Origin of the sequence: Streptomyces macrolidinus, from assembly GCF_023887685.1 — a bacterium.
GTDB classification, from domain to species: domain Bacteria; phylum Actinomycetota; class Actinomycetes; order Streptomycetales; family Streptomycetaceae; genus Streptomyces; species Streptomyces macrolidinus.
In genome coordinates, this window is record NZ_JAMWMR010000034.1 from 1 (window position 1) to 22,986 (window position 22,986).

20 protein-coding genes and 1 pseudogene are annotated in these 22,986 nt (G+C 70.1%); 9 read left to right on the forward strand and 12 right to left on the reverse strand.

The window, feature by feature from the left end:
* Positions 1 to 125 precede the first annotated feature (125 nt).
* From NGF19_RS31040 to NGF19_RS26705, 3 genes and pseudogenes are all read left to right on the forward strand, one after another.
* Positions 126 to 485: a sensor histidine kinase gene (locus tag NGF19_RS31040; RefSeq protein ID WP_308288558.1), complete on the forward strand. Its 360-nt coding sequence runs from the start codon at positions 126 to 128 to the stop codon at positions 483 to 485.
* A 55-nt stretch (positions 486 to 540) separates the two neighbouring features.
* Positions 541 to 735, forward strand: a pseudogene (locus tag NGF19_RS31190) (sensor histidine kinase); the annotation flags it as partial.
* Between the two features lie 8 nt (positions 736 to 743).
* Positions 744 to 1,388 carry a response regulator gene (locus tag NGF19_RS26705; protein WP_308288560.1) on the forward strand — a complete coding sequence of 215 codons (645 nt, stop codon included), beginning with the start codon at positions 744 to 746 and terminating at the stop codon, positions 1,386 to 1,388.
* Positions 1,389 to 1,485: 97 nt separating this feature from the next.
* On the opposite strand, the gene NGF19_RS26710 is transcribed toward NGF19_RS26705, so the two are convergent.
* The 3 genes from NGF19_RS26710 to NGF19_RS26720 form a co-directional block, all read right to left on the reverse strand.
* On the reverse strand, positions 1,486 to 2,184 hold the full coding sequence (locus NGF19_RS26710) for a tectonin domain-containing protein (protein ID WP_252428122.1): 699 nt from the start codon (positions 2,182 to 2,184) through the stop codon (positions 1,486 to 1,488).
* A gap of 248 nt (positions 2,185 to 2,432) precedes the next feature.
* Positions 2,433 to 3,365 (reverse strand): alpha/beta hydrolase, encoded by a 933-nt coding sequence (locus tag NGF19_RS26715; RefSeq protein WP_252428123.1) that lies wholly within the window; start codon positions 3,363 to 3,365, stop codon positions 2,433 to 2,435.
* 51 nt (positions 3,366 to 3,416) lie between these two features.
* Complete coding sequence (locus NGF19_RS26720; protein WP_252428124.1) at positions 3,417 to 4,832, reverse strand: MFS transporter; 1,416 nt, start codon at positions 4,830 to 4,832, stop codon at positions 3,417 to 3,419.
* Positions 4,833 to 4,953: 121 nt separating this feature from the next.
* On the opposite strand from NGF19_RS26720, the gene NGF19_RS26725 reads away from it, so the two are divergent.
* Positions 4,954 to 5,841, forward strand: a complete 888-nt coding sequence (locus tag NGF19_RS26725; protein WP_252428125.1) for a LysR family transcriptional regulator — start codon at positions 4,954 to 4,956, stop codon at positions 5,839 to 5,841.
* 32 nt (positions 5,842 to 5,873) lie between these two features.
* On the opposite strand, the gene NGF19_RS26730 is transcribed toward NGF19_RS26725, so the two are convergent.
* A complete protein-coding gene (locus NGF19_RS26730) occupies positions 5,874 to 8,132 on the reverse strand; it encodes an MMPL family transporter (RefSeq protein ID WP_252428126.1) in 2,259 nt (752 codons plus the stop codon).
* Between the two features lie 308 nt (positions 8,133 to 8,440).
* On the opposite strand from NGF19_RS26730, the gene NGF19_RS31305 reads away from it, so the two are divergent.
* From NGF19_RS31305 to NGF19_RS26750, 4 genes are all read left to right on the forward strand, one after another.
* On the forward strand, positions 8,441 to 9,634 hold the full coding sequence (locus tag NGF19_RS31305; RefSeq protein ID WP_252428127.1) for a sensor histidine kinase: 1,194 nt from the start codon (positions 8,441 to 8,443) through the stop codon (positions 9,632 to 9,634).
* Complete coding sequence (locus NGF19_RS26740; RefSeq protein WP_252428128.1) at positions 9,631 to 10,338, forward strand: response regulator; 708 nt, start codon at positions 9,631 to 9,633, stop codon at positions 10,336 to 10,338. Before NGF19_RS31305 ends, NGF19_RS26740 begins: the two co-directional genes overlap by 4 nt.
* A gap of 104 nt (positions 10,339 to 10,442) precedes the next feature.
* Positions 10,443 to 11,507 carry a lipoate-protein ligase LplAB gene (lplAB, locus tag NGF19_RS26745; RefSeq protein WP_252428129.1) on the forward strand — a complete coding sequence of 355 codons (1,065 nt, stop codon included), beginning with the start codon at positions 10,443 to 10,445 and terminating at the stop codon, positions 11,505 to 11,507.
* Positions 11,508 to 11,665: 158 nt separating this feature from the next.
* The gene (locus NGF19_RS26750; protein WP_252428130.1) at positions 11,666 to 12,349 is read left to right on the forward strand and encodes a hypothetical protein; all 684 of its coding nucleotides are present in this window, start codon (positions 11,666 to 11,668) and stop codon (positions 12,347 to 12,349) included.
* A 19-nt stretch (positions 12,350 to 12,368) separates the two neighbouring features.
* On the opposite strand, the gene NGF19_RS26755 is transcribed toward NGF19_RS26750, so the two are convergent.
* From NGF19_RS26755 to NGF19_RS26790, 8 genes are all read right to left on the reverse strand, one after another.
* On the reverse strand, positions 12,369 to 13,895 hold the full coding sequence (locus NGF19_RS26755) for an NCS1 family nucleobase:cation symporter-1 (protein ID WP_252428131.1): 1,527 nt from the start codon (positions 13,893 to 13,895) through the stop codon (positions 12,369 to 12,371).
* 171 nt (positions 13,896 to 14,066) lie between these two features.
* Positions 14,067 to 15,086, reverse strand: coding sequence for a TIGR03842 family LLM class F420-dependent oxidoreductase (locus NGF19_RS26760; RefSeq protein WP_252428132.1), 1,020 nt, complete (start codon positions 15,084 to 15,086; stop codon positions 14,067 to 14,069).
* 11 nt (positions 15,087 to 15,097) lie between these two features.
* Positions 15,098 to 16,540 (reverse strand): dihydropyrimidinase, encoded by a 1,443-nt coding sequence (gene hydA / locus NGF19_RS26765; protein WP_252428133.1) that lies wholly within the window; start codon positions 16,538 to 16,540, stop codon positions 15,098 to 15,100.
* A 115-nt stretch (positions 16,541 to 16,655) separates the two neighbouring features.
* Positions 16,656 to 17,498 carry a nitrilase-related carbon-nitrogen hydrolase gene (locus tag NGF19_RS26770; RefSeq protein ID WP_252428134.1) on the reverse strand — a complete coding sequence of 281 codons (843 nt, stop codon included), beginning with the start codon at positions 17,496 to 17,498 and terminating at the stop codon, positions 16,656 to 16,658.
* A 296-nt stretch (positions 17,499 to 17,794) separates the two neighbouring features.
* Positions 17,795 to 19,354 carry a PucR family transcriptional regulator gene (locus tag NGF19_RS26775; protein ID WP_252428135.1) on the reverse strand — a complete coding sequence of 520 codons (1,560 nt, stop codon included), beginning with the start codon at positions 19,352 to 19,354 and terminating at the stop codon, positions 17,795 to 17,797.
* Between the two features lie 82 nt (positions 19,355 to 19,436).
* The gene (locus tag NGF19_RS26780; protein ID WP_252428136.1) at positions 19,437 to 20,720 is read right to left on the reverse strand and encodes an aspartate aminotransferase family protein; all 1,284 of its coding nucleotides are present in this window, start codon (positions 20,718 to 20,720) and stop codon (positions 19,437 to 19,439) included.
* Entirely contained in the window at positions 20,717 to 21,559 is an 843-nt protein-coding gene (locus NGF19_RS26785) for a nitrilase-related carbon-nitrogen hydrolase (RefSeq protein WP_252428137.1), read from the reverse strand. The genes NGF19_RS26780 and NGF19_RS26785 overlap by 4 nt, the downstream gene beginning before the upstream one ends.
* 294 nt (positions 21,560 to 21,853) lie before the next feature.
* Positions 21,854 to 22,141, reverse strand: coding sequence for a helix-turn-helix domain-containing protein (locus NGF19_RS26790; RefSeq protein ID WP_252428138.1), 288 nt, complete (start codon positions 22,139 to 22,141; stop codon positions 21,854 to 21,856).
* A 74-nt stretch (positions 22,142 to 22,215) separates the two neighbouring features.
* Here NGF19_RS26790 and map point away from each other — a divergent pair, with 74 nt between their 5' ends.
* Positions 22,216 to 22,986, forward strand: a complete 771-nt coding sequence (map, locus tag NGF19_RS26795) for a type I methionyl aminopeptidase (protein ID WP_252428139.1) — start codon at positions 22,216 to 22,218, stop codon at positions 22,984 to 22,986.

Here is a 22,986-nt window from a genome sequence, read left to right on the forward strand (position 1 = left end):
TAGGCGAGCGCGACTTGTCCCGCTCGTATCGGTAACCCTGTTCCACCTTGTAGTCCGGCACGACCGGCTTCCCGGTGGTGAGTGCGATCCGGTCAACGGCGTCGACCATCGCCGAGAAGGGCAGGTTGAGCACGCTCGTTGACGCCTTCGAGGCCGAGCGCCGTCGTATCGAGCGCGACCTGCACGACGGCGCTCAACAGCGGCTCGTCAGCCTCACCTTGCAGCTCGGCCTCGCCCGGCTCGATGTCCCGCCCGGGTCGCCCGCGAGCCGTAGTGTCACGGACGCCCACGAACAGGCGAAACAGCTCATGATCGAGTTACGGGAGCTCATTCGTGGTATTCACCCCCGGGTCCTCACCGACCGAGGGCTGTCGGTGGCGATCAGAGAGATCACCGACCAGTTCCATCTCCCGGTGACGGTGAGCGTCGACGTACCCGAACGGCCTGTCGGCCACATTGAGGGAACGGCCTACTTCGTGATCTGAGGCGCTAACGAACGTCACCAAGCACAGCGGAGCGACCTCGGCGAGCGTCACCGTCCGCCACGAGAGCGAACTACTCATCGTGGAAGTCGAGGACAACGGGACGGGCGGGGCGGACCCACAGCGCGGTACCGGCCTGACCGGCCTGGCCGACAGGGTGGCCGTCATGGACGGAAGAATGCTCCTGTCGAGCCCGGTCGGCGGTCCGACGACCCTACGTGTGGAGCTTCCGTGCCAGCTGAACGAACCATGATCCGGGTAGTGCTTGCCGAGGACGGCGTACTGCTCCGGGAAAGGCTCTCAGGACTGCTCCGCAGGTTCGGGTTCGAGGTCGTCGCCGCAGTCGACAACGCCGCGGCGCTCAAGACGGCCGTCTCCGAGCATGCGCCGGATCTTGTGTTGACCGACATCCGGATGCCTCCCGGGTACACGGACGAAGGGCTGCGCGCCGCCGTCGAGCTCCGCCGCGCCGACCCGTCACTGGCCGTGGTCGCGCTCAGTCAGTACGTCGAGCTGAGCTACGCCTCCGACCTCCTCGACTCCGGCGATGGCAAAGGAGTCGGCTATCTCCTCAAGGACCGGGTGGTCGATGTCGAGGAGTTCGTTGCCCTGCTGCGTCAAGTGGTCAGTGGAGAGACGGTGGTTGATCCACAGGTCGTACGCCAGCTACTACGGCGCCAACGTGCCCCGTTGTCCAGACTCTCCGCCCGGGAACGCGAGGTCCTCGGATTCATCGCCGAGGGACACTCCAACACCGCGATCGCGCGCATGCTCGTCGTCTCCGAAGCCACGGTGAGCAAACACGTCGGCAGCATTCTCGCCAAACTCGACCTGCCTCCGGACGACGACACCAGCCGTAGAGTCCTTGCGGTACTGACGTATCTGCAGGACCGCTCTGACCGGTAGCTGAACGCCGTCGACATTCGACCAGAGCGAGAGGTGCGCCGCGTGATGCCCCTGGGGCATCACGCGGCGCACCGATCGCCGATCACGAAACGGCAGGTCAGCCAGGAAGATCCCCGGTGTAACGGTAGATGTTCCCGTTGGCGTTGACGCCCCAGACGGTGCCGTCGACGCCTGCCCCGATGTCGGTGAGCCCCCCGGGGATCTGCACCCACGGACTGCCGTCGTTGTTGGTGTAGCGGTAGATGTTCGCGCCCGCGTTCACGCCCCACACCGCTGTGCGGGAGCCCGCCGAGATCGCCTTCAGTCCACCGCTGACCTGCTTCCAGGGGCCGCCTTCCTGGTCACCGGTGTAACGGTAGATGTTCCCGGCGGAGTTGACGTGCCAGACGGTGCCGTCCGCGGCGGCGCCGATGTCGGTGCCCGCCCCCGGGATCTGCACCCACGGATTGCCGTCGTTGTTGGTGTAACGGTAGATGTTCCCGGCCGCGTTGACTCCCCACACGTTGGTCCTGGACCCCACCGAGATCCGTACCAACGCGCCGCTGATCTGCTTCCAGGGACCGCCTTCCTGGTCACCGATGTAGCGGTAGATATTGCCGTTGGCGTTGACACCCCAGACGGTGCCGTCGGCGCCGGCTCCGATGTCGGTGAGGCCACCGGGGATCTGCACCCACGGGCTGGCGTCGTTGTTGGTGTAGCGGTAGATGTTCCCGGCCGCGTTGACTCCCCACACGTTGGTCCTCGACCCCGCCGAGATCCGTACCAACGCGCCGCTGATGAGCTTCCAGTCAGCCATTCCGCGATTCCTCTCCGTTTGGGAACGCTGCACGCGAAAGCTGCCCAAATGGGCGGTTCTTCCTGTAAGCGAACTGCCCCGTGATCACACTTCTCGTCCGGAAAGCTACGTTTGCGGAAGTTGCCATGGCCCCAGGACTGGGACGGTATCGGCGCACCGGGCCGTGGAGACGACGCGAAACATGGTCGCCTCTGTGAGTCACGCGCGGACGGCACATTGACGTGCCGTCCGCGCAGGCGTTACGCGAACTACCCCTGACGTACGCGCAGCGCTCTGGTGAGGGCAGCCGCCATCTCCGTGCGGGCGCGGCGGGAGATCTCGGCGTCCGGGGCCACGTGGTCGAAGACGTGGAACGTCCCCGGGAAGTGGTGCAGTTCGACGGGTACGCCCGCGTCCAGCAGCCGCAAGGCATACTCGTTGCCCTCGTCGCGCAGGGGGTCGTGTTCGGCGGTGACGATGTAGGCGGGCGGCAGGCCGGAGAGGTCCTCGGCGCGGGCGGGTGCGGCGTATACCGACTCTGCGGTCGACTCGATGCCCGCTGGGATGTACAGGGGCCACATCTGGGCCGCGGCAGCCGCGTCGAAGGCGGGTACATCGGTGAAGGTGGCCGCCGAGCGGGTGCGCATACGGTCGTCCAGGGCCGGGCAGATGAGGAGTTGGAACGCGATGGACGGGCCACCTCGGTCGCGGGACAGCAGAGTCAGAGCGGCGGCGAGCCCACCGCCCGCGCTGCCGCCGACGACGGCGAGGCGGTCGGGGTCGACACCCAGCTCGGTGGCGTTCTTCACCGTCCAGCGCAGGACCTCGTAGCAGTCCTCCAGACCGGCGGGGAAGGGGTGTTCGGGGGCCAGCCGGTAGTCGACCGAGATCACGACGAAGCCGGTCCGCCGGGCGAGATCGAGGGCGCGCCGGTGTTCGCTGTCGACGCTGCCCATGACGAACCCACCACCATGCATGTCCACCAGAACCGGCGCGGGAACGGGGGCGGTTGCCGGGCGGTACAGGCGGACGCGCGGGCCGCTGGTCGCCAAGTCGGTGATCTGGACGGTGTCGTCGACCGGGAGCGTGGCGACTGCGGCTCGTGCGGCGGTGAGTGCGGCCTCGCGGACGGCAAGCGGGTCGGTGAAGTCGGTACGCGGCAACTGCGCGGCGATCTCGGTGAGTTCGGGGTCAAGCAGCATGATGTGCCTCCAAGCTTCGGTCTCGGTGGGTGCGACAAGCGGTCAGCGGGTTCAGCGGTTGCGAACGAGCAGGCCGGTGGCGAGTGTCAGGGCCAGGGCAGCCGCGGTCGTGAGGGCGGTGGCGTGGGTGTACGTGGTGAACGAAACGCCGGGCGAACCAGGGGCGTTGCCCAGTGCGCGGGCGAACAGTCCGCCGATCAGGGCGACGCCCGCGGCGTTGGCGGTCTGCGTGGCGGTGAGCAGCACACCGCTGGCTGCTCCGGCGTCGGCCGGGTCCACGCCGGCCAGTACCGTGCCGATCAGCGGCGCGGCGACCAACCCCTGCCCGGCACCCACCAGCGTCAACACCGGGAGCAACCAGGTGACTTGGGCTCCCTGGGGAACCGTCGGTACGACCACCAGTACCCCGGCTAGGCCGATCGCCATGAGGATCGTTCCGGTGCCCAGCGCGCCGAACCTCCGGCCCGTGAGGCTGGCCACCGCGAAGGCGATGCCCAGCGGGGCGAAGATCAGGCCGCTGCTCAACGGGCTCCGGCCGAGCCCGGACTGCAGGTGGTAGGCGAGCAGCAGGAAGAACCCGGCGTTGCCCGCGTAGAAGGCGAGTACGGTCAACAGGCCACGGAGAACGCTCCGTTGGGTGAGCAGTCGCATCGGGATCAGCGGGTTGCCCTGCCGCCGTTCGACCCGTACGAACACCGTCAGCAGGACTACTGCCGCTGCGAGACCGGCGGCGACGGTCGGCCAGCCCTGGTCCAGTACCGGCGGGAGGAGCAAGGCAACGAGCGCGAGCGCCAGCAGCCCGGCTCCGGGCAGGTCGAGCCGGGCTCGCGCGCCCCGGCTCTCCGGGACCGTGCGGGAGGCGACCACCAGCGCCACGGCCCCGATCGGGACGTTCACCACGAACGCCGAACGCCAGCCCAGATCAAGGGGGTTCCAGGAGAGCAGCGCGCCGCCGACGATCTGCCCGGCGATGGTGGCCACCCCGATCGTCGCTCCGTAGAGACCGAGCGCGGTCGCGCGCGCCGGGCCGGTGAAGGCGTGCTGGACGATCGACAGCACCTGCGGCAGCATCACGGCCGCGGCCAGCCCCTGCGCCACCCGGGTGGCGATCAGTACGCTCGCGGACGGCGCCGCCGCGCACGCCACCGAGGCGAGTACGAACAGGACGACGCCCACCAGGAACATCCGGCGGCGGCCGTACCGATCACCGAGCCGTCCGCCGGTCACCAGCCCGACCGCGTACGCGAGGGTGTACCCGGCCGACACGAACTGCACCTCGCCGAACGAGGCGTGGAGATCCTGCTGGATCGACGGCACCGACACGGTGACGACGCTGGCGTCCAACAGGCCCATGAACGTGGCGAGAAGCACCGCGGCGAGGGCGACCCAGCGTCGTGTCGAGGAGGCGTCGGCCGTGGTCGAGCAGGCGTCGTCCATGCGGGGAGGTTGTGTGGTCACTGCGGTCATGTGTCCATTCGGCCACCGCTGCCGCGGACGCGTCCAAGTCCGGGATCTTCGCCTGTGATAATCCACGGTGATCACAGGCGGCAGGAGTCCGCGGTGATCACAGAGAGCAGGAGGAGACGACATGGAACTGCGCCATCTCCGCTACTTCGTCGCGGTCGCCGAGGAGTTGCACTACGGGCGCGCGGCGCGGCGGCTCTACGTGGCCCAACCGGGGCTCAGTCAGCAGATCATGGCGTTCGAGAAGGAGTTGGGCACCGCGCTGTTCACACGCAACCGGCGCGGCGTGGCGCTCACCGATGCCGGGGCCGCGCTGCTGCCCGCCGCCCGGGACATCCTCGCCCGCGCCGAGGCCGCCGTGCAGATGACCCGTCGCTACGGCGCCGGGGAAGCGGGGCAGTTGACGATCAGCCTGACCCGTTCCGCGCCGCGCGGTATCGTCACCGAACTCCTGGACACCTTCCGCGCCGCCCACCCGGCCATAGAGGTGCGGGTCACCAGCGGCTTCACCGCGCATGACGAACAGCGGCTGAGGGAGCGCTCGATCGACGCGGCGCTGGTGCGGATGCTGGACGATCCGCGCGGCGACCTGGCCGATCGTACGGTCGGTGAGGAGGCGATCGTGGCGGCCGTCCCCAGCGCCGACCCACTGGCACGCAAGCGCCGCGTGCGCCGGGCCGATGTGACGGACCGCCCTCTGGTGTGGTGGCCGCGCGAGCACGGTCCGCGCATGTGGGACCGCATGCTCGACGAGGTGTTCGGGGAAGGTGTCCGTCCGCCCGTCGCCCGCTGGGAGCCGGAGGAGGAGCACATGCTCCATGCCGTCGCGCAAGGGCACGGCATCACCTTCATCACCGAGGGCAGGGCTGCCGCGCTCCACGTCCCGGGCATCGCGGTCAGGCGCTTCACCGACCCCGCCCCGACGGTGCCGATCACCCTGGCCTGGTCCCGCGACAACCCCAATCCCGCACTGCACCGCTTCCTGGAGCACACCGCCGACGACGACACCTGACACCCCATCGGCCGCGCGGCCACTCACCCCTCTCAGTGCACCAAGTCACCATCGCGGTACGGCTGTTCGGCCGGCGGATCGGTGAGGTGGTGTCCCTGCTCGCGGCGCGGGCGCAGGGGCCACCAGATGCCTCGGCCGAGGAGTGCGGCGAGTGCCGGTACCAGCAGCAGGGAGAGGACGAACGCCGAGAGCAGGATGCCGAGCGCTGTCGCGAAGCCGATCTGCTGGGTCGAGGGGTCCGCGTTGACGCCGAGGCTGCCGAAGGAGGCGGCGAGGACGATGCCCGCCGTCATGATGGCCGGGGCGGTGTGCCGTACGGCGCGGGCGACGGCGGCGCGGGCCGGGCCGGGATGTTCCATCTCCTCGCGGATACGGTCGCTGATCAGGATGTTGTAGTCCGTGCCGAGGGCGACGACGAAGAGGAACAGCACCAGAGGCAGAACGAAGTTGACGCCGGGCTTGTCGAGGAGGTGCTGGAAGAAGAACGTGGAGGCGCCGAGGGTGGCGGCGAAGCCGAGGCTGACGGCGATCATCAGGACGGCCGGGGCGAGGAGGCTGCGCAGCAACGCGAGCAGGATGAGGGCGATCAGCACGGCCGCGACGGGGAACACGATGGCCAGGTCGTGGTCGACGGCGGTGGACACATCCGCGAAGATCGCTGCCGTGCCGCCGACATGGGCTTCGGTGCCCGCGGGTGTGTGACGGGCGACGGTGTCACGGACTGGTCCTGCCACCAGGTGGCGGGCCTGTGCGCTCTGGGAGTCCGCGGTGAGGTAGAGGTCGATGCGGGCGGCGGTGCGGTCGTCGTTGAGCACGGTCGTGCCGACCTTCCCGACGCCCTTGACCTCGGCGAGCGCCGTGGGCAGGGCCGCCAGTCGCCCGGTGGTGAGGGGGCGATGGTCGGTGGCCTGGACGTAGACGGTGGCCGGGTCGGAGACCCCGGCGGGCAGGGCGCGGGTGATCTCGGCGGCGGTGGAGGCGGCGGCCGTCTTGTGGGCCCCGCCGCCCTGGCCGAAGTCCATCCGGATGCCGGTCAGTCCGGCGGTCAGCGCACCGAGCAGGGCGAGGCTCGCCACGATGACGGCCAGCGGGCGGCGGGCGACGAGGTCGCCCACGCGGGCGGACATGCCGGGGCGCGGCTCGTGCGCGAGGGCGCGGGAGGGCCAGAACATCTTGCGCCCGGTGACGGCGAGCAGCGCGGGCATCAGAGTCAGGCTGGACAGCAGCATCACGAGGACCGACACGGCGACGGCGGGGCCGAGCACCCGGAACTGCCCGAAGGTCGCGATGCCGAGGGTGGCGAAGGCGGCCACGATCGTCAGGGCGGCCGAGGTGATCGCGATGCCGACCCGAGCACTGACCTCGCCGGACACGGTACGGGCCGGCAGGTCCGGGCGTGCCCGGAGCTGTTCACGGAAGCGGAAGAGAAGGAAGAGGAAGTAGTCGACGCCGATGCCGATCAGGACGACGTTGATGATGCTCGGTGTGCCGGGGTCGAGCTTGATTCCGGTGAGCATCGCGACGCCGACGACGGCTCCCGACGCCGCGCCGCCGACCAGGGCGACCGCGAGGAGCGGCACGAAGGCCGCGAGCACACTGCGGAACACCAGGATGTTGATCAGTACGATCAACCCGATCATGAGGATCCCGACGACCATCGTGGTCGTCTCCTCGGCGTCAACCGTGTCGACCATGTCGGCCAGGCCACCGGTGAACCCGGTACGCAGGTCCTCCTCGGCGAACGCCTGTCGCGTGTCGTCGCGGACGGTCCGGTAGAGGTTCTGGAGGCCGGGGTCCGTGACGTTGCCGGTCAACTGGACGGACAGCAGCTCGAAGCTGCGGTCGGGCGCGACCATGGCGGGGCTGAACCGCGGGGTCTGGGAGTAGTCCTTGGCCAGGAAGGCGGGCCCGCCCTCGTCGGACTCGGGCATCGTCACGTGCCGTCGGCCCAGCTTCTCGGCGACGGCGCCGATCGTGCGCTCGTCCCCTCCGGTGAGGGGCTTGCCGTCGGTGCGGGCGACGAGGACGGTCACCGCGTTGGCGTCGGGATCGACCCCGAAGCGTTCCTCGGCGATCTTCAGCGCGGCGGCGGAGTCGTAGGTCGAGGGCAGGAAGTCCCCGGCCTGGCTCTGGGTGGCGCGGAACAGCAGCGCCTGGCCGAGGCCGCTGAGGAAGATGCCCACCACCGCCCACAGGGCGATGACCTTCCAGGGGTTCCGGGTGGAGAACCCGGTCAGGGCGCGGATCACATTGTCCTCCGGCAGTGAGTGGAGCGCCGCGATTGCGGCCATGTCCAGCTCATCAGCGGGTCGCGCGGGAATCGTCCGAGCGACGGACGAGAAGCGGCGTGGGAGCGGGGTCCGGGCCGCGGCGCCGACCAGGACCCTGGTCCCAGACCGGGGTCGGCTCCTGGTCCTGGGAGCGGGGGCGGGTGGACCCGATGGGAGACTGGTGCCCGAAAGGCGACGTTCGCCCATCACGGCATTGCCCATCAGGCATTGACCATCACGGCATTGACCATCACGGCGGTGCCCATCACGGCGTCGCCCGTCGAGGCACGTACCGGTGCCGTCACCGGCACCGTTCGAGGAGGACCGTCATGCCGACACAGGGCCGCCCTGACCCCGCCGGGACACCCGAGGGCCGACCCGGCGATGACGCGCTGCCGTGGACGCGTAACGACGCGCTGGTCGCGGTCGGCTCGGCGGCTGTGGACCTGGTCGCCTTCGGCCTCGGCGCCCACACCTTGTTGGGGCGTGTCCCCGCTGTCGGGTACGTACCCCTGATCCTGTCCGCTCTGCCCCTGCTTTTCCGGCGTCGGGCCCCGGTGGCGGTGCTCGCGGCCGTCCTGCTGCTCGGACTGGTCCAGAACCTGAGCGTGCCCATGCCGCAGCACTTCAACGCCGCGCTGGTGGTGGCGCTCTACACGGTCGCACGCACGCGGGGCCCTCGCGTGACGGCGGGGGCGTCGCTCGCCTCGCTCGTGCTGCCGCTGGTGGCGCTGTCCTCCTGGCCCCTCCCGTCGATGCCCGAGATGATCGGCGCGGTGTCCGCCGTCGCGCTGGTGGTGGGCACCGCGCTGCTGATGAACCGCTGGCAGCGGGACAACGAAGCCAAACGGCAGTTGCTGGCCGACCGGGCGGTGGCCGCCGAACGGCGGCGTATCGCACGGGAGTTGCACGACATCGTGGCGCACCACATCACCACCATGCAGCTCATGGCCGGAGGTGCGCGGGCCAATCTGACGGCGGCCCCCGACCAGGCCAGGGACGCGCTGGTGACGCTGGAGGGGTCCGGCCGCATGGCCCTGCGCGAGATGCGTCAACTGCTGGACGTCCTGCGGGCCGGAGACGAGGCGGAGGAGGAACCGACCGCCCCGCAACCGGGCATCGCGGACCTGGAACGCCTCGTCGGCGAGTCCTGCCGCTCCGGCGTACCCACGGAGTTCGAGGTGCGGGGCGAACCGCGTACGGTGCCGTCGAGCGCCGGACTGACCGTGTTCCGGGTGGTGCAGGAGGCGCTGACGAACGCGCGTAAGTACGCGGCCGGGGCGCGGGCGGTCGTACGGCTGACGCGGCCCCGTCGACGTGACGGTGGAGGTGGCGGACGAGGGGCCGGGCGAGGGCTTCACCGGTGGCTCGGGATACGGTCTGGTCGGGATGCGGGAGCGGGTCGTCCTGCACGGGGGAACGCTGGAGGCGGGTCCGTCGGACGAGGGCGGGTTCCGGGTGCGGGCCCGACTGCCGTTGCCGGTGAGCGAGGGGGCGCTGCGATGAGGGGGGCACTGCGATGACAGGTACGGCGACGACGGATACGGCGGGCGGTGCGGAACCGATCCGGGTCCTGATCGCGGACGACCAGCCCCTGGTACGCCGCGGACTGGCGCTGATCCTCACGCCCGACCCCGCCTTCGAGGTGGTCGGCGAGGCGGAGAACGGCGCACAGGCGGTCGAGTCGGCGCACCGGCTGCGGCCCGACGTGGTCGTGATGGACATCCGTATGCCCGTACTGGACGGGGTCGCCGCGACCGACCGTCTCACGCGGGAGCTGCCCGGCTGCCGGGTCCTGGCGTTGAGCACGTTCGACATGGACGAGTACGTGGTGGCGGCGCTGCGCGCGGGCGCCTGCGGGTTCCTGCCCAAGGACATCTCCCCGGAGGAACTGGTCACGGCCGTGCGGGTGGTGCACACCGGGGAGGCCGCCGTCGCGCCCCGGCTGCTGACCCGGCTGATCTCCACGTACGTCAGGGCCCCGCAGCGCCCCGCACCGCCCTCCGCGACCCCCGACCTGCTCACACCGCGCGAGGTCGAGGTGTGGCGGCTGATGGCCACGGGGCTGGACAACGCGGAGCTCGCGGAGGCGCTGGACATCAGCGTCTCGACGGTGAAGAACCACATCACCGCCGTCTTCGGGAAGCTGGGGGTCCGCGACCGGGCGCAGGCGGTGATCGCCGCGTACGAGACGGGGTTGGTCGAGGTGGGACGGCGCGAGGGATGAACGCCGCCTGCGCGCGGTACGGAACCGGGGCGGAATCACCCCGGCCCGGGAACACCGCGGCGGCCCGCGGCGTTGATCTCGTCGGTAGAACGGAGGCCGTATCAGTGCACGGTGAGTACAAGGTCCCGGGCGGCAAGCTCGTCGTCGTGGACGCGGAGGTCGAGGACGGCGCGCTGCGCCACGTGCGCGTGGCGGGCGACTTCTTCCTGGAGCCGGACGAGGCGCTCGACGCCGTGAACCGCGCGCTGGAGGGCGCCCCTGCGGACACCGACGCGGCGGGGCTGGCCGCCCGCATCGACGCGTCGCTGCCCGAGGGCACGGTGATGTACGGGCTGACCTCGGAGGGCATCGGCATCGCGGTGCGCCGCGCCCTCGCACACGCCACCGACTGGACGGACTACGACTGGCAGTTGATCCACGAGGGCCCCCAGCCACCCGCGCTGCACATGGCGCTGGACGAGGTGCTGACCGCCGAGGTCGCGGCCGGGCGGCGCCCGCCGACGCTGCGCGTGTGGGAGTGGGGCGCCCCGGCGGTGATCATCGGCAGCTTCCAGTCGCTGCGCAACGAGGTGGATCCGCAGGGCGCGGCGCGCCACGGCATCGAGGTCGTGCGCCGGATCTCCGGGGGCGGCGCCATGTTCGTGGAGCCGGGCAACACGATCACGTACTCACTGTCCGTGCCCGAGGCGCTCGTGCACGGCCTGTCCTTCCAGGACAGTTACGCCTATCTCGACGACTGGGTGCTGGGCGCGCTGGGCGACATGGGGATCAAGGCCTGGTACCAGCCGCTGAACGACATCGCCACGGACCAGGGCAAGATCGCGGGCGCGGCCCAGAAGCGCGTCGTGGGACCGGGCGGCGGGCCCGGCGCGGTGCTGCACCATGTGACGATGTCGTACGACATCGACGCGGACAAGATGCTCGAAGTCCTGCGCATCGGGCGGGAGAAGCTGTCCGACAAGGGCACCAAGAGCGCGAAGAAGCGGGTGGATCCGCTGCGTCGGCAGACCGGCTTGGCGCGCGAGGCGGTCATCGGCCGGATGATCGAGTCGTTCCGCGGCCGGTACGGCCTCGCGCACGGCAAGGTGACGGACGCGGAACTGGCCCGCGCGCAGGAGTTGGCGCGCACGAAGTTCGGCTCGGCCGAGTGGACGGCCCGCGTGCCCTGATCACGGCCGCCGCCGGGTGAGGCCCGGCGGTTCCGGCTGGTGAAACAGGGCCGGATGCCGGGGAGTTGGGGCCGAGTGTCGCGAAGTCGGGCAGAGGAACTGGCGTACGATGCGCAGTGCGGGCTTCCACCGCACCATCCCCCATCGAGAAGTGCGCCGTGCGTTCTCTTCCTCTGCCACTCGCTGTGACCGTGCGTGTTCTGCCGGTTGTCGTCCTCGCTGTCTCGGGCTGGGCCCTGTCCTCGGAGACACCCGACCCGGCCCCGGCACCGCCCCCCGTCGGCGCGTCCGGACAGCAGCCCCAGAACACCCCGGCCGCCCCCGATCCGACGGTCTCGGCTTCGGCCGCGGCCAAGACGTACACCGTCGCCCCGGCCCCGTGCTCCGGGCTGTCCGAGAAGACGATCTCCTCCCTGGTCCCCGGCGCCAAGCCGGCCGGGAAGGAGATCCCTTCGACGGACAAGTCGCTGCGCCGCACCTGCTCCTGGCACGCGCTCAAGGGCTACGACTACCGCTGGCTCGACGTCTCCTTCGAGGTCATGGGCTCGGACGCGCAGGCACGGCAGTCCTACGAGGAGCGCACGGCGCGGAAGAGCGGCGGAGGGGCCGTGCCCGGTCTCGGTGACACGGCCTACTCCGTCGTGGATCTCACCACCGAGGACAAGCAGGAGACCCGCGAGGGGATGGTGCTGGCGCGCGCCTCCAACGCGCTCGTGGTCGTCACCTACAACGGCAGTGACTTCGAGACGAAGAAGGCGCCGGGTACGGACGAAATCAACAGGGGGGCCATCAAGGCCGCCAAGGACGCGGTGGCCGCGCTCGGGGACGGCCGGAAGAGCTGACCGCCGCCCCCACACCCCGTCAGACCGTGGTCCGCTCCCGGCCGCGCAGCGGCATCAGCGCCAGGTAGAGCACCATCGACGTGCCCAGGCCCACCGCCCAGCCGTAGTCCGCCAGCGACTTGAGGGCGGGGACGGGGCGGCCGTCGATCAGCGGATGGAAGTCCGCGCCGCCGATGGCGAGTACGCCGCCCACCACGAAGGCCGCGACGGCGCACCAGTTCCAGCCGCCGTCGTACCAGTAACGGCCGCCCGCGCGGTACAGGTCGGTGAGGTCGAGGCGGGTGCGGCGCAGGATCCAGTAGTCGGCGATGAGGATGCCGGCGACCGTGCCGAGCAGGCCTCCCACCAGGCCGAGCCAGGTGAAGATGTAGCCCTGCGGGTCGGAGTACAGCTTCCACGGGCAGATGAGCACGGCCAGGACCGAGGTGATCAGGGCTCCGGCGCGGAAACTGACCTTCCTGGGCGCGACGTTGGAGAAGTCGAACGCGGGCGAGACGAGGTTGGCCGCGATGTTCACGGACAGGGTCGCGATCAGGACGGTGACCAGCGCGTAGAGCAGGCCGACCGTGTTGTCCGTCTTGGCGGCCAGTTGCACCGGGTCCCACACCGGCTCGCCGTACACGGCCTGGGAGCCGGAGGTGACCAGCACCGACAGGAACGCGAACAGGGTCATGGTGGTCGGCAGGCCGAGGGCCTGGCCCCAGGTCTGGGCGCGCTGGCTTCTGCCGTAGCGGGTGAAGTCCGGGATGTTGAGCGCCAGGGTGGACCAGAAGCCGATCATGCCCATGAGTGAGGGCGCGAACAGCTTCCAGAAGTCGGCGCCCCAGCCCAGCTTGGAGGGCTGGTCGAACAACGGGCCGAAGCCACCTGCCTTGTTGCTCATCCAGCCCAGCATCACGAAGGCGCCTACGAGCACGAAGGGCGCCGCCCAGTTCTCGAAGCGGCGGATGGTCTCCATGCCCCGGTAGATGATGGCGACCTGGATCGCCCAGAAGATCACGAAGGACAGCCACATGGTCCAGGCGTGGCCACCGATCTTCGAGGCGTTCGCCCAACTGTCGCCGATGAGCTTCCCGGCGAGGAAGTAGATCGCCTCACCGCCGATCCAGGTCTGGATGCCGAACCAGCCGCAGGCCACCAACGCCCGTACGACAGCGGGGAGGTTGGCGCCGCGCACGCCGAAGGAGGCGCGGACGAAGACAGGGAAGGGGATGCCGTACTTGGGCCCCGCGTGCCCGGTGAGCAGCATCGGCACCAGCACGATCAGATTGGCCAGGGCGATGACGAGCACCGCCTGCTTCCAGTCCATGCCGACGGCGATCAGTCCGGAGGCCAGGGTCCAGGAAGCCGTGTTGTGGGCCATGCCGACCCACAGCGCGGAGAAGTTGTAGGTGGTCCAGGTGCGCTTCCGTGCGGGGACGGGGAGCAGGTCCTCGTTGGCGTACGGGCCGGTCGGCGCGGCGGAGTCCGGGGCGATCTCCACGCGGCCGTCGGGGAGGGTGACCTGTGCGGACGGCGTGGAAGCCGTGGGTGCGGTGTCGGTCATGGGCAGGCCAATCAGGAGGCGGGGGTCGGGAATGGCCGTGCGGGTGGGGCCGATGGCCGGGTGCGCGGGAAGCGCCCTGGGGGACTCTCGTGAAGGCCCCCGGTCCCCTTCCCGGGGGAGCGGGAAGGGGACGAACGGGTGAGCGACGGGGTCTGAAGTTCCCTGTGCGGACTAGCCGTTGACGGCGGGGATGACCTGCGTCCCGTAGGCGTCGATGACGGCTTCCTGTGCGTCGTGCATGTCGTAGAGGGCGAACTGGTCGACGCCCAGCGCACGCAGTGCGGTCAGCTTCTCGATGTGCCGCTCGACGGGGCCGATGAGGCAGAACCGGTCGACGATCTCGTCGGGCACGAACGCGGTGTCGGGGTTGCCGCTGCGCCCGTGGTGGGCGTAGTCGTAGCCCTCACGGGCCTTGATGTAGTCGGTGAGTTCCTCGGGGACGGACGCGGAGTGCGCTCCGTACTTGCCGACCAGGTCGGCGACGTGGTTGCCGACCATGCCGCCGAACCAGCGGCACTGCTCGCGCGCGTGGGCGAGCGCCTCGGGCGAGTCGTCCTCGGTGACATAGGCCGGGGCGGCGACGCAGATCTTCACCTCGTCCGGGTCACGTCCGGCGGCCACAGCCGCCTCCTTGACGGCCTTGACCATGTATTCGGTCAGATACAGGTCGGCGAGTTGGAGGATGAAGCCGTCGGCCTCCTCGCCGGTCATCTTCAGGGCCTTGGGGCCGTACGCGGCCATCCAGACGGGGAGTTGGGCGCCCGGCTTGACCCAGGGGAACCTGACGACCGTACCGCCGAGGTCGGCCTCCTCGCCGCGGCCGAGCGCCCGGATGACCTTCATGGCCTCGCTGATACGGGCCAGGGTGTTGGGCTTGCGTCCGGCCACGCGCATCGCCGAGTCACCGCGGCCGATGCCGCACACCGTGCGGTTGCCGAACATGTCGTTGAGTGTGGCGAACGTGGAGGCCGTGACCTCCCAGGTGCGGGTGCCCGGGTTCGTCACCATGGGGCCGATGGTCAACTTCTCGGTGTGGGCGAGGATCTGACTGTAGATCACGAAGGGTTCCTGCCACAGCACACTGGAGTCGAAGGTCCAGCCGTAGCGGAAGCCGTTGCGCTCGGCGCGCTGCATCAGGTCGATGACCCGTGAGGCGGGCGGGTCGGTCTGGAGGACGAGTCCGAAGTCCATGGGCACCGCTCCTAGTTGAGGTACTGACAGGTGGAACGGGGGGTGTAGACACCGTGGCCCGCGCGTCCGGTGTACTCCCGCTCGGTGATGACGGGCTCGCCGCGCGAGAGGACCGTCTCGACCCGGCCCGTCGTGCGCTTGCCCTCGTACGCCGAGTAGTCGACGTTCATGTGGTGGGTGTCGGCGGACATGATCTGCTCGGCGTGCGGGTCGTAGATGACGACGTCGGCGTCCGCGCCGGGGGCGATGGTGCCCTTCTTCGGGTACATGCCGAACATCCGGGCCGGAGTGGCGCAGGCGATCTCGATCCAGCGGCGGCGCGAGATGTGTCCGTCGACCACGGCCTGGTGGAGCAGGTCCATACGGTTCTCGACGCCCGGCATCCCGTTGGGGATCTTCGAGAAGTCGCCCCGGCCCAGCTCCTTCTGACCCGAGAAGCAGAAGGGGCAGTGGTCGGTGGAGACCACCTGGAGGTCGTTGGTGCGCAGCCCCTTCCACAGCGCGGCCTGGTGCTCCTTGGGCCGCAGCGGGGTCGAGCACACGTACTTGGCGCCTTCGAAGTCCGGCTCGGCGAGGTTGTCGGTGGACAGGAAGAGGTACTGGGGGCAGGTCTCGCCGAAGACGTTCAGTCCCTCGTCGCGGGCTCTGGCCAACTCGGCGAGCGCCTCCTGCGCCGAGACATGCACCACGTACAGCGGGGCCCCGGCGACCTGCGCGAGCCTGATGGCGCGGTGGGTGGCCTCGGCCTCCAGCAGGGCCTTGCGGACCTCGCCGTGGTAGCGCGGGTCCCGCTCGCCGCGCGCCAGTGCCTGCTCGACGAGGACGTCGATCGCGATGCCGTTCTCGGCGTGCATCATGATCAGGCCGCCGTTCTCGGCGGAGCGCTGCATGGCGCGCAGGATCTGACCGTCGTCGCTGTAGAAGACCCCGGGGTAGGCCATGAACTGCTTGAAGGAGGTGACCCCCTCCTCGATCAGCAGGTCCATCTCCTTGAGGGTCTCCGGGTTCACATCGGAGACGATCATGTGGAAGGCGTAGTCGATCGCGCAGTTGCCCTCCGCCTTGTCGTGCCAGGCGTCCAGGCCCTCACGCAGGGTGCGGCCCACGCTCTGCACGGCGAAGTCGACGATCGTGGTCGTCCCGCCCCAGGCGGCGGCCCGGGTGCCGGTCTCGAAGGTGTCGGCGGCGAAGGTGCCGCCGAACGGCATCTCCATATGGGTGTGGGCGTCGACACCGCCCGGGATCACGTACTTGCCGGTGGCGTCGATGATCCTCCCCCACCCTTCGGGCGGGGGTGCCCCCATCTCGCTTCGCTCGGCCGTGAAGGCCTCGGCGGCCGGTGTGCCGGAGGCGGCGAGGGCGGCGATGCGGCCGTCCTCGATCAGGACGTCGGCGTGGATCTCGTCGGACGCGGTGATGACGAGGCCACCGCGAATGACCGTACGGCTGCTCATACGTGCACGCTCCGCTGGGTTGTAGTCAAGAGTGCGGGTCGTCTGTGGCTGGTCGCGCCGTTCCCCGCGCCCCTGCGAGGGCTTCGCCCTTGCAGGGGCGCGGAGCCTCCTATGTCTACGGTGCGGTCAGCGGGGAGTACGCGCCCGGCGCGCGGTCGCGGTAGAACTGCCACCGGTCGCGTACCTCGCGGAGCTTGGCCAAGTCCAGGTCGCGGACGAGGAGTTCGCTCTCCTTGTCGCCGGCCACCTCGCCGACGAACTGCGCTTCCGGGTCCACGAAGTACGAGGTGCCGTAGAAGTCGTTGTCGCCGAGTTCCTCGACACCCACGCGGTTGATCGCGCCGACGAAGTACTCGTTGGCCACGGCCGCGGCCGGCTGCTCCAACTGCCAGAGATAGCCGGACAGTCCGCGCGAGGTGGCCGACGGGTTGAAGACGATCTCCGCGCCCGCGAGACCGAGGGCGCGCCAGCCCTCGGGGAAGTGGCGGTCGTAGCAGATGTAGACGCCGATCCGCCCGGCCTTGGTGTCGAAGACGGGCCAACCGCTGTTGCCGGGACGGAAGTAGAACTTCTCCCAGAACCCCTTGACCTGGGGGATGTGGGTCTTGCGGTACTTGCCGAGGTAGGAGCCGTCCGCGTCGATCACCGCGGCGGTGTTGTAGAGGACGCCGGGCTGCTCCTCCTCGTACATGGGCAGCACGAGCACGATGCCGTGCTCCTTCGCCAGCGCCTGGAAGCGCTTGACGGTGGGGCCGTCCGGGATCTGCTCGGCGTACTCGTAGAACGCCGGGTCCTGGACCTGGCAGAAGTACGGCCCGTAGAACAGCTCCTGGAAGCACAGGACATGAGCGCCTTGGGCCGCCGCGTCGCGGACCGCCTGCTCGTGAACCTGGATCATCGATTCCTTGTCGCCGGTCCAGGCAGTCTGGAAGACGGCGGCACGAACCACTCTGCTCATCGGGACCTCCGGTAGCTCGGTGTGTCGTGAGAGCCTGGCTACGACCCAGCGTCGGATCAGCCCGTGGCGTCTGGTGCGTGCGATCGCAAGGCGCCGAGCCGCCCTCGTGGCGGCGCCACGTGGGCGGCTCGGCAACGCGGCTGGGGGTCCCCCCCTGCTCGCAGAGCTTGGGGGAGTGCGTGCCAGACGCCACGGGCCCGGCGGGGGGTCGTAGCCAGGCTCTGAGCTTAGGAAGTCCGCCTGCCTGCTGTGAGTTGCACCGTGTCACGTCTGCGGGCCGTTGCCGTTCCACGGTGTCACCCCTGTTGGGCGTCGTGGGCGAGGAGCGCGATGTGGACGGAGGCGGCCTGTTCGAAGTCGTCGAGGTCGACGCCGAGACGGGTGCGGATGGCCTCCAGACGGCGGTAGAGGGCGGGCCTGCTGACGTGATGGAGCTGGGCGGTACGGGACTTGTTGCGGCCGGTGGCCAGGTAGGTCCGCAGCACGGCCAGCAGGTCCGGCTCCGCGTCGGATCCGCACAGCAGTCCGTCCAACTCCCGCTCGGCGAAGGCCTGGACATGCGGGTCGTCGCGCAACAGCCGGATCAGACCGCGCAGATGGACGTCCCTGAGGCGTACGACGACGGGCAGGTCCAGGGCGGCGCCGTGCTCGGCGACGGCGTCGGCCACATGCCGCGCCTCGCGCAGCCCGGCGGGGACGTCCTCCCAGACGGTGCGCGCGTCCGCGGCGGCGACCACCGGCGTGCCTTTCGCCGTCTCCTTCCGCAGCCGGGTGGCGAAGTGCGCGGCCAGCGCCTGCGCGTCCTGGTCGCGGGCGAGGCTGAGCAGCAACGCCGTCGCCCTGTCGTCGAGTTGGGCCACGAGTCCGGGCAGTCCGAGCAGGCGCAGGACGCGGTCGAGGACGACCGGGTCGCCGTCGCGTACGACGAGGGGGACGAAGGCACGGCGGTTCACGGGAAGCCCGGCCGCGCGGACCCGCGGCAGCAGTCGGCGGGCCGGGACGACCCCGGTGACGAGGTCGGTCAGCAGGCTCTGTGCGGACTGCTCCTCCCAGGAGTGCACCGCGGTGCCGAGCATCCGGTGCAACACGAGGGCCTCGGCGGCGCGTTCGGCGAGCAGCCGTCCGACGGGGCTGTCGCCGCGGTAGCCGCACAGCACGATCCGGCCCCAGTGCTCGCCGCGTCCGCCCAGTTCGGCACGGACCCAGCCGTCGCCCTCGCCACCGCCCGCCTGCCGGGCGATGCGCTCCCAGTCACGCAGCACGTCGTCGACCGCGGGCCGCTCCCCCGCCGTGGCGAGCACCCGGTGGGCCAGGTTGGTGAGGATCACGGGACAGCCGGCGTGCACGGCGATCTCGTCGAGCAGTCGCTGGAGCGGGGCGCCCGCGGTGATGATCCCGGTCAGCGCGGTGCGTACGGACTCCGACAGGCTCACCGTCGCGAACTTCCGCCGTACGAGCCGGGATTGGACCTCCTCGGTCAGCTCGGCGAAGGGGAAGGGCCGGTGCAGGACCACCATGGGAAGGCCGTAGCGCTCGGCGGCCCGGCGCATCACGTCGGGGGGTGCGGGGAAGGCGCGGCCGAGCCCGAGGACGACGGCCGCGGCCTCCGCGCGGTGCAGGGAGCGGATGTACTCGGCCTGCTTGTCCTCGTCGCCCGCGAGCAGCACCCCGGTGGTGAGGACCATCTCGCCGCCGCTGAGCATCACGCCGACATCGGCGGCCTCGGCGACGTGCACCCAGCGCACGGGCCGGTCGAGATGTCCCGCCCCAGCCACCACCTCGGGCTCTCCGGCGAGCACCCGCTCCAGGGTGAGGACCTGGCGTATCGACAGGGCGGGTTCCAAGGCGGTGGTCATGGCTAACGTCCCCTCTGCTCGGGTCAGACAGGCCTTAGGACACCTCGGGTCGGAGCTGCTCGCGGCTTGGACACTCGTGTCGCTACTGGACGCTTCTGAGGGCGTGTTCGAGGATCGCGGCGCCTTCCTCGGCCTCCGCGACGGTGAGCGTGAGCGGTGGGGCGATGCGCAGCGCGCTGGTGTCGTGGCCGCCGCCCTTGCCGATCAGCAGCCCTCCCGCACGGGCGGCCTCGATCACGGCGGACGCCGCCTCCGGGTGGGCCTGGTCGGTGCCGGGACGCACCAGTTCGATGCCGATCATCAGGCCGCGCCCGCGTACTTCGCGTACGACGGGGAGCTGGGCGGCGACGGCGCGCAGCCGTTCGATGAGCAGTCCGCCGACGCGGCGCGCGTTGCCCTGAAGGTCGTGTTCGAGGAGGTAGGTGAGGTTGGCGAGGCCCGCCGCCATCGTGATCTGGGTGCCGCCGAAGGTCGAAATGCTGTTGGCGTCCAGGCAGTTCATGATGTCCGCGCGGGCGACGACACCGCCGATGGACATGCCGTTGCCGATGCCCTTGGCGAAGGTGAGGATGTCGGGCGGGCCCGAGGCGCCGTGTGCCTGCCAGCCCCAGAAGTGGTCGCCGGTCCGACCCCAGCCGGTCTGCACCTCGTCCGAGATCCACAGGATGCCGCGGTCCTGGAGGACGTCGTGGAAGGCCGCGTACAGCCCGTCGGGCGGCGAGGTGAAGCCGCCGACGCCCTGGATGGGCTCGGCGATCAGCGCGGCGGGCGGGCGGACGTGCCCGAGCAAGTCGGTGAGGTCCTCGACGCAGGACGAGATGAACTCGTCGTCGTCGAGGTGCGCGAACGGGCCCCGGGTGCGGACGCCACCGTGGACGTACAGGGTCTGCAGCGGGGACAGGGAGGTCGGGGACCAACTGCGGTTGCCGGTGATGCCGACGGCGCTGAAGGAGCGGCCGTGGTAGCTGTTGCGCATCGCCAGGATCTGGTTGCTGCGCCGGTACGTCGTCGCCAGCAGCAGCGCGGTGTCGTTGGCCTCGGTGCCGGAGGTCGTGAAGAAGACGCGGGCGTCGGGGATGTTGCTCAACCGGGCGATGCGCTCGGCGAGTTCGACCATGGTCCGGTTGAGGTAGAGGGTCGAGGTGTGCAGGATGCGTCCGGCCTGCTCGGTCACGGCCTTGGTGACCTCGGGCAGGGCGTGCGCGGTCATCGTGGTGAGGATCCCGCCGAAGAAGTCCAGGTACTTGTTGCCGTCGGCGTCCCAGACATGGCGGCCCTCGCCGTGGGTGATCTCGATGGGGTTCTCGTAGTACAGGGCGAGCCAGTCGGGCAGGACGGCCCGGTGGCGGGCGTGCAGATCGCTCACGGCTTCACCAGTCCTTCGTACGCGTCGGGGCGGCGGTCGCGGTAGAACGCCCACTGCTGCCGCACTTCTTCGATGAGGTCGAAGTCGAGGTCGCGGACGAGGAGTTCCTCCTCCTTGTCGGCCGCCACCTCCCCCACGAACTGTCCGCGGGGGTCGACGAAGTAGCTCGTGCCGTAGAAGTCGTTGTCGCCGTACTCCTCGCGGCCCACGCGGTTGATCGCGGCGATGAAGTACTCGTTGGCGACGGCCGCTGCGGGCTGCTCCAGTTGCCAGAGGTAGGCGGACAGACCACGTGAGGTGGCCGACGGGTTGTAGACCAACTGTGCTCCGTTCAGACCCAGTTGCCGCCAGCCCTCCGGGAAGTGGCGGTCGTAGCAGATGTAGACGCCGACCTTGCCGACCGCGGTGTCGAAGACCGGCCAGCCGAGGTTGCCCGGTTTGAAGTAGTACTTCTCCCAGAACCCCTTGAGCTGGGGGATGTGATGCTTGCGGTACTTGCCGAGGTAGCCGCCGTCGGCGTCGATCACGGCGGCGGTGTTGTAGTAGAAGCCGGACTGCTCGACCTCGAAGACCGGGACGACGATCACCATGCCGGTCTCGCGCGCCAGTTCCCGCATGCGGGTGACCGTGGGGCCGTCGGGCACGGGCTCGGCCCAGCGGTAGTGCTCGGGCTCCTGGACCTGACAGAAGTAGGGGGCGTTGAAGACTTCCTGGAAGCCGATGATCCTCGCGCCCTGCCGGGCCGCCTCGCGGGCGTGCTCCACATGCTTGGCGATCATGGATTCGCTGTCGCCGGTCCAGGTCGCCTGGACCAGCGCGGCGCGTACGACATGGGCCATGGTGCCGCTCCTTTGCCTGGTGTCCCTGGCAGGGGACGTCAGAGAGCCTCTACACCCATAGACACGGGCCAGAGAAGGCACGAACGTAAGCCCCCGGGGCGGCCTTGCCAAGACCATCGTCGGCAACCGGCGGAGTCGATCATGTTTCGTACCCCGGTGGACGAGTGGTCCGATGGGACGAGTGGTCCGATTGTCGGCGGGGCATGTCGGGTTGCCGACGGGTCACGTCCGCTTACGGACGAGTCACGTCCACTTGTCGGCGGGCCGCGACCGCGTGCGCGGAGCGGCCTCGGCTCACGCCGCGATCGGGGCGGTTGGTGCAGTCGGCGCAGTCGGCGCAGTCGGCGCGCACCGTCCGGCGAGTTCGTCCATGGACAGGCCGAGCGCCCGCGCCAGCGCGGCGACCGTGAAGAACGCCGGGGTGGGCGCGCGTCCGGTCTCGATCTTGCGGAGCGTCTCGGCGGAGATACCGGCACTCGCGGCGACGTCGGCCATGCTGCGGGCGCCGCGCGCCTCGCGCAGGCAGCGCCCGAGACGCTCGCCGCGTTCATGCTCTTCGGGGGTCAGCGGGGTGCGCACCATGCGCCCATTCTAATACCGGAGCCCGACCGGGGGCCCGGTATAGTAATTGGCGAATGAGCGGTATAGTAATTGGCATGGTGAAACTGAAGACGGACACGTCGATCGATGCGATGTACACGGCGGGCCAGGTGGTCGCCCAGGCCCTCACGGCGGTACGGAAGAGTGCGGACGTAGGCGTCTCGCTGCGCGAACTGGACGAGGTGGCACACCAGGTGCTGCGCGACGCGGACGCGGAGTCGCCGTTCCTCGGCTACCGCCCGAGCTTCGCCCCGTCGCCCTTCCCCGCGGTCATCTGCGCCTCGGTCAACGACGCGATCGTGCACGGCATCCCGGACGGCTACCGACTGCGCGAGGGCGACCTGGTCTCCATCGACTGCGGCGCCCAACTCGGCGGCTGGGCGGGCGACTCGGCGATCAGCTTCCTCGTCGGCCGAGCGAGCGCCGCCGATCTGCGGCTGGTCGAGACCGCGGAGCGGGCGCTCGCGGCGGGCATCGAGGCGGCCGTCGTCGGCAACCGCATCGGGGACATCGCGCACGCGATCGGCTCGGTGTGCCGGACCGCGGGGTACGGCATCATGGAGGACTTCGGCGGGCACGGCGTGGGCCGCCGTATGCACGAGGACCCGCCCGTCCCGAACGAGGGCCGCCCCGGACGCGGCCTCCGGCTGCGGCACGGCATGGTCCTGGCGATCGAGCCCATGCTCATCGGAGGCGGCACCGACGGGTACCACGCGGACGCCGATGGCTGGACCCTCCGTACGAACGACGGCTCCCGCGCGGCCCACACGGAACACACCGTGGCGATCACGGATTCGGGGCCGCGCATCCTGACGGAACGGCGCTGA

What these genes read in the sequence shown, in the direction of transcription:
- NGF19_RS26710 (WP_252428122.1), bottom strand. Translation starts at nt 2,184, where the DNA reads ATGGCTGACTGGAAGCTCATCAGCGGCGCGTTGGTACGGATCTCGGCG.
- NGF19_RS26715 (WP_252428123.1), bottom strand. Translation starts at nt 3,365, where the DNA reads ATGCTGCTTGACCCCGAACTCACCGAGATCGCCGCGCAGTTGCCGCGT.
- NGF19_RS26720 (WP_252428124.1), bottom strand. Translation starts at nt 4,832, where the DNA reads ATGACCGCAGTGACCACACAACCTCCCCGCATGGACGACGCCTGCTCG.
- NGF19_RS26725 (WP_252428125.1), top strand. Translation starts at nt 4,954, where the DNA reads ATGGAACTGCGCCATCTCCGCTACTTCGTCGCGGTCGCCGAGGAGTTG.
- NGF19_RS26730 (WP_252428126.1), bottom strand. Translation starts at nt 8,132, where the DNA reads ATGGCCGCAATCGCGGCGCTCCACTCACTGCCGGAGGACAATGTGATC.
- NGF19_RS31305 (WP_252428127.1), top strand. Translation starts at nt 8,441, where the DNA reads ATGCCGACACAGGGCCGCCCTGACCCCGCCGGGACACCCGAGGGCCGA.
- NGF19_RS26740 (WP_252428128.1), top strand. Translation starts at nt 9,631, where the DNA reads ATGACAGGTACGGCGACGACGGATACGGCGGGCGGTGCGGAACCGATC.
- NGF19_RS26755 (WP_252428131.1), bottom strand. Translation starts at nt 13,895, where the DNA reads ATGACCGACACCGCACCCACGGCTTCCACGCCGTCCGCACAGGTCACC.
- NGF19_RS26760 (WP_252428132.1), bottom strand. Translation starts at nt 15,086, where the DNA reads ATGGACTTCGGACTCGTCCTCCAGACCGACCCGCCCGCCTCACGGGTC.
- hydA (WP_252428133.1), bottom strand. Translation starts at nt 16,540, where the DNA reads ATGAGCAGCCGTACGGTCATTCGCGGTGGCCTCGTCATCACCGCGTCC.
- NGF19_RS26770 (WP_252428134.1), bottom strand. Translation starts at nt 17,498, where the DNA reads ATGAGCAGAGTGGTTCGTGCCGCCGTCTTCCAGACTGCCTGGACCGGC.
- NGF19_RS26775 (WP_252428135.1), bottom strand. Translation starts at nt 19,354, where the DNA reads ATGACCACCGCCTTGGAACCCGCCCTGTCGATACGCCAGGTCCTCACC.
- NGF19_RS26785 (WP_252428137.1), bottom strand. Translation starts at nt 21,559, where the DNA reads ATGGCCCATGTCGTACGCGCCGCGCTGGTCCAGGCGACCTGGACCGGC.
- NGF19_RS26790 (WP_252428138.1), bottom strand. Translation starts at nt 22,141, where the DNA reads ATGGTGCGCACCCCGCTGACCCCCGAAGAGCATGAACGCGGCGAGCGT.
- map (WP_252428139.1), top strand. Translation starts at nt 22,216, where the DNA reads ATGGTGAAACTGAAGACGGACACGTCGATCGATGCGATGTACACGGCG.